Origin of the sequence: Phenylobacterium sp. (assembly GCF_035569475.1) — a bacterium.
In the GTDB taxonomy this organism is placed as follows: domain Bacteria; phylum Pseudomonadota; class Alphaproteobacteria; order Caulobacterales; family Caulobacteraceae; genus Phenylobacterium.
In genome coordinates, this window is record NZ_DATMNA010000072.1 from 1 (window position 1) to 9,130 (window position 9,130).

At 70.7% G+C, this 9,130-nt stretch carries 9 protein-coding genes; 1 reads left to right on the top strand and 8 read right to left on the bottom strand.

Going from position 1 to position 9,130, the window contains the following annotated elements:
• The 8 genes from VNW53_RS10705 to ppc form a co-directional block, all read right to left on the bottom strand.
• Positions 1-282: enoyl-CoA hydratase/isomerase family protein (locus VNW53_RS10705; protein WP_325555613.1), on the bottom strand; the 282-nt coding region annotated here is incomplete at its 3' end.
• Positions 279-1,472 carry a CoA transferase gene (locus VNW53_RS10710; protein WP_325555615.1) on the bottom strand — a complete coding sequence of 398 codons (1,194 nt, stop codon included), beginning with the start codon at positions 1,470-1,472 and terminating at the stop codon, positions 279-281. The genes VNW53_RS10705 and VNW53_RS10710, both read right to left, overlap by 4 nt.
• An 11-nt stretch (positions 1,473-1,483) precedes the next feature.
• Complete coding sequence (locus VNW53_RS10715) at positions 1,484-2,065, bottom strand: hypothetical protein (RefSeq protein WP_325555617.1); 582 nt, start codon at positions 2,063-2,065, stop codon at positions 1,484-1,486.
• A 10-nt stretch (positions 2,066-2,075) separates the two neighbouring features.
• Positions 2,076-2,846, bottom strand: coding sequence for an SDR family NAD(P)-dependent oxidoreductase (locus VNW53_RS10720; RefSeq protein WP_325555618.1), 771 nt, complete (start codon positions 2,844-2,846; stop codon positions 2,076-2,078).
• A gap of 19 nt (positions 2,847-2,865) precedes the next feature.
• A complete protein-coding gene (locus tag VNW53_RS10725) occupies positions 2,866-4,269 on the bottom strand; it encodes an AMP-binding protein (protein ID WP_325555620.1) in 1,404 nt (467 codons plus the stop codon).
• A 56-nt stretch (positions 4,270-4,325) separates the two neighbouring features.
• Positions 4,326-4,535: a hypothetical protein gene (locus VNW53_RS10730; RefSeq protein ID WP_325555622.1), complete on the bottom strand. Its 210-nt coding sequence runs from the start codon at positions 4,533-4,535 to the stop codon at positions 4,326-4,328.
• A gap of 165 nt (positions 4,536-4,700) precedes the next feature.
• A complete protein-coding gene (locus VNW53_RS10735; RefSeq protein WP_325555624.1) occupies positions 4,701-5,747 on the bottom strand; it encodes an NAD-dependent epimerase/dehydratase family protein in 1,047 nt (348 codons plus the stop codon).
• Positions 5,748-5,869: 122 nt separating this feature from the next.
• Positions 5,870-8,578 (bottom strand): phosphoenolpyruvate carboxylase, encoded by a 2,709-nt coding sequence (gene ppc / locus VNW53_RS10740; RefSeq protein ID WP_325555626.1) that lies wholly within the window; start codon positions 8,576-8,578, stop codon positions 5,870-5,872.
• Between the two features lie 113 nt (positions 8,579-8,691).
• Between ppc and VNW53_RS10745 the strand changes: the two genes are divergently transcribed.
• The coding region (locus VNW53_RS10745) for an amidase (RefSeq protein ID WP_325555627.1) at positions 8,692-9,130 on the top strand (439 nt) is incomplete at its 3' end.

A 9,130-nucleotide genomic window follows, 5' to 3' on the forward strand; every position in this document is an offset into this window, starting at 1 on the left:
GACCACCGGGACCCGCGTGGCCTCCAGGCGGTCGAGCAGACGGCCGAACCCCGCCAGGTCCTCGCCGCCCGGGCCGGTGTTCTTCAGGTCGTCGCCGGCGCAGAAGGCGCGGCCCTCGCCGGTGACGATCAGGCAGCGGAGCGCATCGTTGGCCTCCACCTGGTCGAGCGCCGCCATGAAGGTCTCACGCATCGCCTCGCCTAGCGGGTTCATCGGCGGGTTGTCGATCTCCAGCAAGACGATGGCCTCACTGACCGGCTGGACATGCACCTGGCCGCTCATGCGGGGACCTCCGTCTTGCGTTCCGTGGCCGCCGCGCCCTCGGCGATCAGGGCCTCGATCTCGGCGGCCGTGAACCCCGCCTCGGAGAGCACCTCGCGCGTGTGCTCGCCCACCTCGGCGGGCCCGCGGGTCAGGGCCACAGGCGTGTCGTGCAGCTTGATCGGGGTGCGCGGAAACTTGCGCCCGCCCGCTTCGGCCAGCAGGCCGCGGGCCTTGATCTGCGGGTCGTCCCAGGCCTCGGCGATCGTGTTCAGGGGCCCGGCCGGCACGCCCTTGGCCTCCAGTTTCAGCACCCAGTTGGCGGACGTGTCGGCGGTCAGGATCGCCTCGATCCGCGCCTGCAGGGCGTCGCGGTTCTTCATCCGGCCGCCGGTCGTGTCGAAGCCCGGCTCCTCCGCCAGGCCGGGATCGCCGATCGCGTCGCAGAACCGCCGCCACAGGCGCTGGCTGTTGACGCCGACCACCATGTGGCCGTCGGCGGTCCGCAAGGCCTCATAGGGCGCGGCCAGGCGGTGGCGCGCGCCGTTGCGCTGGGCCACCGCGCCGGTGGTCAGGTACATGCCGCTCTCCCAGATCGTGTAGGCGAGCGCCGACTCCAGCAGCGAGCTCTCCACCTGCTGGCCCTTGCCGGTGGCGTGCCGGCTCTGCAGCGCGGCCAGGACGCCCACGGCGGCGAACACCCCGGCGTTGAGGTCGGAGATCGGCACCGCTGTCGAACACGGCGTCTCGCTGCCCGCCTCGCCCACGAAGCTCATGATCCCGCTCATCGCCTGGGCGATCAGGTCGAAGCCGCCGCGGTTGCGGTAGGGCCCATCCAGCCCGAAGCCGGAAACCGAGCAATAGACCAGCCGCGGGTTGATCTTCGAAAGCTCAGCATAGCCCAGGCCCATACGGTCGAGCGACCCGGGCCGGTAGTTCTCGACGAAGACGTCCGCCGTCTCGGCCAGCTTTCGCACGACCGCCGCCCCGTGCTCGGTCGTCAGGTCCAGCGCGATAGCCCGCTTGTTGCGATTGACGAAGTCAAAGGCGCGGAAAGCCGCTCCGCCCATCTCGCGCGTGCTCTCGCCGGCCGGCGGCTCGATCTTGACCACGTCGGCCCCCAGGTCGGCCAGGATCATCGAGCAGTAGGCGCCGGCGATGACGTGGGTGCAGTCGAGGACCCTGAGGCCCGAGAGCGCGGCTTGGGCCATGGCGGTCCTCCCTAGGCGCCCGGAGCCAGGACGCAGGCGCGCGCCAGGGAAACCCGGGTGAGGTCGCGCCGCCGCGCGAAGGCGCTGCGCGCGGTCTCGGCAGGGTTGCGGCTCTTCTGCCATTCGTTGAGGTCGCGGTAGCCGGTCATCAGGAGCAGGCGCCGCGCGCCCTCCATCAGGTCATCCTTGCTGGGTTCGGCGGCGAAGAGGCCGAAGATCCTGGTCTCGAAGTGGCCCTCGAAATCCGGCCAGGCCTCGCCGGAGAGCTTCACGAACTCATCGAACCCGGTCGCGTCGATCGTGAACCAGTTGTGGACATAGACGCCCATGGCCGTCGGCCGCGCGCCATCGGCGGGCCGGATCGTCGGCGTCAGACGATGCCGCTCGGCCGAGACCACGCCCGGCGCGCGCATGACGGCTTCAGTGGGCGCGGACCCGTCCGTGAGGATCAAGGCCTGGTTGGAGGCGAAGCCCAGCAGGGGTGAAAACACCGCCACCGCCGCGGGGCCCAGCGTCGCGCGGACGTGGTCGGCCAACGCCTTCTGGGCCGCCCGATCCCGCTTCAGCCGAAGCTCATAGTAGTTGTAGTTCATGACCTTAGCCTCAGTAATTCACGCGCTGAGTGATCGCGCCGTCGACGATCATATTGATCCCCGTCGTGAAGGCCGAGCGCGGGCTCGCCAGGAACACGGTGGCCGCGGCGATCTCCTCGGGCGTCGCCATGCGGCCGGTCGGGTTGCGTTTGATCATCTGGTCGAAGAAGCCCGGCATGTTGGCTTTCACGTTGCCCCAGACGCCGCCCTCGAAGAACACCGTCCCGGGCGAGACCACGTTGCAGCGGACCTTGATCGCCGCGTTCTGCCGCGCCACGCCCTTGGCGAAATGGATCAGGGCGGCCTTCATGGCGCCGTAGGACGACGGGTTGTCCGAGTTCACCGCCGACACGGACGACGTGATGATGAAGCAGGCGTCGCCGGTCTTCGCCGCCGCCTCGGTGAGGAAGGGTTTCGCCGCCTCCCAGGTGCGCACGGCGCCCAGCATGTCGATGTCGAACATCGCCTGCCAGTCGGCTTCCGAATTGCCCTGGACGAGCGCGCTGGCGTTGGAGACCAGCACGTCCAGCCCGCCCAGCTTCCCGGCCGCGGCCTTCACGAACGCCTGCAGCGCCGGGCCGTCGGCGATGTCCACCACATCGCCCCAGGCCTTCACGCCCTTGGCCTCGAGCGCCTTCACCGCTTCGGCCACCTCGTCGGTCTTGCGGGCGCAGATGGCGACGTTGGCGCCCTCGTCGGCGAAGGTCTCGGCGATGGCCCGGCCGATGCCGCGGGTCGCCCCGGTGACCAGGGCGGTCTTGCCCTTGAGCTGCAGGTCCATGACGCCTTCCTTCGTGGTTTCAGCCGGCCGTGAACAGGTCCGTATATCGGTCGCGTAGCAGGTTCTTCTGCACCTTGCCCATGGCGTTGCGCGGCAGGTCCTCGACGAAGACGATGCGCTTGGGCGACTTGTAGGGCGCGAGCTGGCGACGGCACTCGGCGATCATCGACGCCTCGTCCCCGGCCCCGATGACCACCGCCACCACGCCCTCGCCGAAGTCCGGGTGCGGCACGCCCACCACCGCGCTTTCGGTGACGCCCGCGAGCTCGTCGAGCACCAGCTCGATCTCCTTGGGATAGACGTTGTAGCCGCCGGAAATGATCAGGTCCTTGGCCCGGCCGCTGATCCAGACCCGCCCGTCGAGGTCGCGGCGGCCCACGTCGCCGGTCTTGAAGAAACCGTCGGCGGTGAACTCCTCGGCGGTCTTTTCGGGCATCCGCCAGTAGCCGGAGAAGACGCTGGGCCCGCGGATCTCTATGACGCCGGTCTCCTCGCCGCCGCCGATGCGCAGCTCCACGCCTGGCAGGGGATAGCCGACGCTTCCGGGGATGCGCTCGCCGTCCAGAGGATTGGTGGTGATGATCACCGCCTCGCTCATGCCGTAGCGCTCCAGGATGCGCGCGCCGGTGCGCTCCTCGAACTCGGCGAAGGTCGACTCCAGCAGCGGCGCGGAGCCGGAGATGAACAGGCGCATGTGCTGCGCGCGCTCGCGGGTGAACTGCGGGTTGGCCAGCAGGCGGCTGTAGAAGGTCGGCACCCCCATCATCACCGTGGACCGGGCGAGGCCCGCGATCACCTGGGCGTCATCGAACCTGGGCAGCCAGACCATCGGCGCGCCGGAAAGGAAGGCGCAGTGCAGGGCCACGAACAGGCCGTGGACGTGGAAGATCGGCAGGGCGTGCAGCAGCACGTCGTCCGGCGTGAAGCCCCAGGCCCGGTGCAGCGCCACGGCGTTGGCCGCCAGGTTCCCGTGGCTCAGCATGGCGCCCTTGGAACGGCCGGTGGTGCCGCTGGTGTAGATCAGCGAAGCCACGTCGTCGTCGGCGCGGGGGACGGCTTGCGCCAGGGGCGCGGCGGCTTGGGCCTCGGCCAGAAATGAGCGCGGATCGGTGACGAACACCGCGGGCTCGGCGTCCTCCACGAAGTAGTCGACCTCGGCGGCGGTGTAGGCGGCGTTGAGCGGTAGGAAGACCGCTCCGGCCTTCAGCGCCCCCAGGTAGATCGTCACCGCCTCGACCGACTTCTCGGCCTGCAGCCCGACCCTGTCGCCCGGCCGCACGCCCCGCGCCAGCAGATGGCCCGCGACCTGCGCCGCGCCCGCTTCCAGCTCGGCGTAACTGACCTCGCCGCCGTCCCCGAGCAGGAAGGCCGGCCTGGATCGATCCGCCGGAAATCCGCGCGCGAGGAGGTCGTAGAGGTTCATTCCTCTCCCTTATGGCCGGCGCCGGCCCTGCGCCAGCCTCACGCGCGCCGACGCGCTCACACGCCGTCGGGATAGCGGAACACGATGCCGCCGCGGCCGTCGAACACCATGTAGCGGACGGGGAGGCCATGCTCGAACGTTTCGCTGGCGAACAGCAACGCGGCCTGCAACTTGGCCTCTTCCGGCCCGCCGGCCTCGATCCGTTCGGTGCGGGCGGCGATCTTCGTGGCCGCCGGCCATTCGAAAACGACGATAAAGGCGCTCATGCGCCCGCGATCCGCCCGACCTGGCGGAAGATACTCACAAGCAAGCCTACTCTCCCGAACCGACATCAACCCCACATGCTTGACGCCACGCCTCGCCTGACACCTCAACTCGTCTGTATTTTAGTATTGATATAAAAGATAAATGTCGCCCTCCGCTGAGGGCGGCTAGCCCTTGGCTGCGGCCTTCCAGGCGGCGAGCAGCGCGGCCTCGCGCTCCGGCGTCAGGCCCGAGCGGAGCTTGGCCTGCCGTTCAGCCGGCAGGGTCCTGAACCAGGCCAGGGTGTCGGCGGCCGTCACCGGCAGCGGGCGATAGGTCAGGCCGGCCTTCAACGCCCGGGCGATGCTGCGGCGGTGGAAACCGAAGGTCTCCCCCTGCCCCGGGATCCATACGGGCATGTCGCTCCAGGCGTTGACCTTCTGCGCCTCGAGAAAGGCGGTCGGGATCCAGGCCAGTTTCGGCGCCGCATTCACCCCGGAGGCCACGCCGTCGAGGAACGTCCTGGTGGTCATCGGCCGCGCCGGCCCGGTCGCATTGAAGGCCCCTGGGGTGCGCTGCTCGGCCATGCGGACGATCCATTCGGCCAGGTCGCGCGCATCGATGAACTGCACCGGGTCGGCGCCGTCGCCGGGCGCGGCGACCTCGGCGCCCCATCGCGCGCCGGGATTGGCCAGCCGCACCGGCCAATAGCTGAAGCGGTCGGTCTCGTCGCCGGGCCCGACGATCAGGCCTGGGCGGACGATCGTGGTGGCCGCCTCCCCGAACTGACGCCGCGCCTCGGCCTCGCTCACCGCCTTCAGCGGGCCGTAGAGCGCGAGGCTCTTGGCCAGCGTCTGGGCGGTCTCGGCCATGGGGTCGGCGCCCTCATAGGCCGCCAGCGGCGCGGTCTCGTCGGCCGGCCTGTCGTTCCTGTCGTAGACCGAGATCGTCGAGACGAAGAGGTAGTGTCCGACCTTGCCCTTCAGCACCTTGGCGGCGTCGCGCACCCAGAACGGCAGGGTCGTGGGATTGTCGATGCAGACGTCCCACTCGCGGCCCTCCAGCGACTTCAGGTCGCCGGTGTTGCGGTCGCCGAGCAGCTCCTCCACCGGCCCGGGCCAGGCTTCCTTCTGACGGCCGCGGTTGAAGATCGTCACCTGGTGGCCGCGGCTGAGCGCATAGCGGACCTGGTGCGGGCCGATGAAGCCGGTGCCGCCGAGGATGAGGATTCGCATTTTCCTGGGCCTCCCTTCCGCCGCGCGCGCCGCCGGGCCGGGCATGGCCAGCCCCGCCAGCGCCCCGGCGCCCAGCCTCAGATGATCGCGCCGTGTGGTCGCCATGGGCTTGCCCTCCCCGCTCAGCCGGTGTTCCGCAGGCCCGCCGCCACGCCGTTGATGGTCAGGTGGATGCCCTCTTTCACCGCCTCGTCCTGGTCGCCGCGCCGCCGGCGGCGGATCAGCTCGATCTGCAGGTGGTTGAGCGGGTCGATGTAGGGCAGGCGCGAGCGGATGGCCGCGGCGAGGTCGGGGTCCTTCTCCAGGACCTGCGACTGGCCGGTGATGGCCAGCAGGGCTTCGCAGGTGCGCTCCCACTCGTCGCGGATCTGGCCGAAGATGTGGTCGGCCAGGACCCTGTCCTCCACCAGGCCGGCGTAGCGCCCGGCGATGGCCATGTCGGACTTGGCCAGCACCATCTCCATGTTGGCGAGCGCCGAGGAGAAGAACGGCCAGTCCGCGTGAAGCTCGGCGAGCTGTTCGATCGGCACGCCGGCGTCGCGCACCGCCGAGCCGAAGCCGAACCAGCCCGGCAGCATGGTCCGCGCCTGGGCCCAGGAGAACACCCAGGGGATGGCCCGCAGGCCGGCGATGCTGCGCGTCGTCTGGCGCGAGGTGGGCCGGCTGCCGATGTTCAGGTCGGCGATCTCGCTGATCGGGGTCGCGCCGTAGAAGTAATCGACGAAGCCCGGGGTGTCGTGGACCAGGGCGCGGTAGGCGGCCATCGAGCCGCGGCTGAGGGCCTCCATGGCCTTGGCGTGCGGCTCGGCGACGGCGGAGCGCGCCTCGTCGCGGAACGAGGCCAGCACCATGCCGGCGGTCAGCGTCTCCAGGCTCTGCCGCGCCAGCTCCGGATCGGCGTATTTGTTGGCCACCACCTCGCCCTGCTCGGTGATGCGGATGCGGCCGTTCACCGTGCCGCCGGGCTGGGCCAGGATGGCGTCGAAGCTGGAGCCGCCGCCGCGGCCCACGGCGCCGCCGCGCCCGTGGAAGAGCTGCAGCCTCAGCCCCTCGTCGCGAGCGACGCGGCCCAGCGCGCGGGAGCCCTGGTAAAGCTCCCAGGTCGAGGTCAGGTAGCTGCCGTCCTTGTTGGAGTCCGAATAGCCGATCATCACCTCCTGCAGGCCGATCGGCTCCACCAGCTTGCGGATCAGCGGCAGCGCCAGATAGGCCTTGAGCGTCTCGGGCGCGGCGCGCAGGTCGGCGATGGTTTCGAACAGCGGCTCGGCGAAGATCTGGGCGACCGGCGGCCGCGCCGCGCCGTCGCCGGGCGTGAACAGGCCCACCTCCTTCAACAGCAGATAGACCTCCAGCAGGTCTGAGACGGAGGTGGTGTTCGACACGATGTAGGAACGGATCGCGTCCCGCCCGTAGAGCCGCTTCACTTCCGCGGCGGCCTGCAGGATGGCGTACTCCCGCATCGTCTCCTCGCCGTAGGCCTCGAAAGGCGAGTGCAGCAGGCGCCCGTGGCCCAGCTCCGCCACCAGCAGGCTGCAGCGCGCCGCCTCGTCCAGGCCGGCGTAGTCGGCGCAGACGCCGGCCGTCTTGAGCAGCTCCGCCACGACGCGCTCGTGCGCCGAGGAGTTCTGGCGCACGTCCAGGCGGGCCAGGTGAAAACCGAAGGTGTCCACCGCCCGGATCAGGTCCGGCAGCGGTCCCTGGGCGAAGAGGTCGCCATGGCTGGCGATCAGGCTGGCCAGCACGGTCTCCAGGTCGGCCTTGAAGTCGTCCGGCGATCCGTAGGCCTCGGCCTGCACGGCGGCGGGCCGCGCGGGCGCCTCCCCGACCAGCAGCCGGAAGGTCGCCGCCAGCCGCGCATAGACCCCGGTCAGCGCCTGGCGGTAGGGCTCGTCCGCCCGCTGGGCCGAGGCGTCGCGCGCCAGGCCGGCCAGCGCCTGAAGTTCCGGGCTCACCCTGGCCAGCCGCGCGGACTGCGATAGCTCCGCGCCCAGGGCGTGGACGCCGTCCAGATAGACGTTCAGCACCGCGCGCGCCTGGCGCGCCATGGCCGAGCGCATCACCTCGGCGGTCACGAACGGATTGCCGTCCCGGTCGCCGCCCACCCAGGAGCCGACCCGCAGGAAGCTGTTCAGCGCCGGCGGACGGCCCAGCACCTCAACCCAGTGGGCGTAGAGCCTGGGCAGCTCCGGCAGGAAGCTGCGTTCGAAGTAGGAAACCGCGTTCTCCACCTCGTCCTCGACGCCCGGCTTCACCGAGCGCAGCAGGCGGGTGCGCCAGAAGATCGAGACCTGGCGCTTCAGCTCGCGCTCGATGGCCGCCCGCTCGGCGTCGGTGCGCGCTTGGTCGTAGGCGTCCAGGTCGTCGGCTATGGCGCCCACGCGGTCGAGCACGCTCTTGCGGCGAACCTCGCTGGGGTGGGCGGTGATCACCGGCGCCACCAGGGCGCCCTGCAGCAGCTCCACCACCCGGTCAAGGCCCACGCCCTCCGAGGCCAGGGTGCGGATCGCCCCGGCCAGGGTGTCGGGCCGGCTGTCCCCGCCGCGCCCGCGGCGCCGCTGGATCTGGTCCTCGGCGATGTTGGTGATCTGCAGGAAGCAGGCGAAGGAATGGGCGAAACGCACCGTGTCCGGCAGGCTGAGGGCGCCCAGCCGCTCGGCCATGGCCTTGGCGGCGGCGTCCGTGCCCTCGCGGTGGAAGGCCACGGAGGCCTGGCGGGTCTCCTCGATCTGGCTGAACACCGCCTCGCCGTCCTCGGCGCGGATCATGTCGCCCAGCACGCGGCCCAGGAACCGGATGGCGGTGCGAAGCTGATCGGGCACAGGGGCGGTCATGGCCTGAACGATGGCCACAGCCGATCGCGTGCGTCATCTGGTTTCCTGACGCCATAGCAGCGATAGTCGCCGGGTTCGCGACGGCCGCCCAAACGCCCGGCCCAAAGGATGCCATGACGCCCGACGACGCGCTTGCCCGGATCCGCCGCTACGATGGCCGCCTGAACGCGTTCGTCCGCCTCTTCGACCCGGCGTTGGGCGGTGGCGACGGGCCGGTCTTCGCGATCAAGGACCTGTTCGACGTCAAGGGCGTACCCACCGGCGGCGGGGCGAAGGTTCCGCTGGCCGACGATCCCGCCGCCCACGCTGTGGTCGTGCAGAAGCTGCTCGACGCCGGTTGGCGGGCGGTGGGCAAGACCCAGACCGTGGAGCTGGCCTACGGCGGCTGGGGCACCAATCGCGCGGTCGGCGCGCCCTGGAATCCGTGGGACGCCAAGGTCCATCGCGCGCCCGGCGGCTCGTCCTCCGGCTCGGCGGTCGCCGTCGCGGCCGGCCTGGTCGACGCCGCCCTCGGCAGCGACACCGGCGGCTCGGTGCGCATTCCCGCCGGGA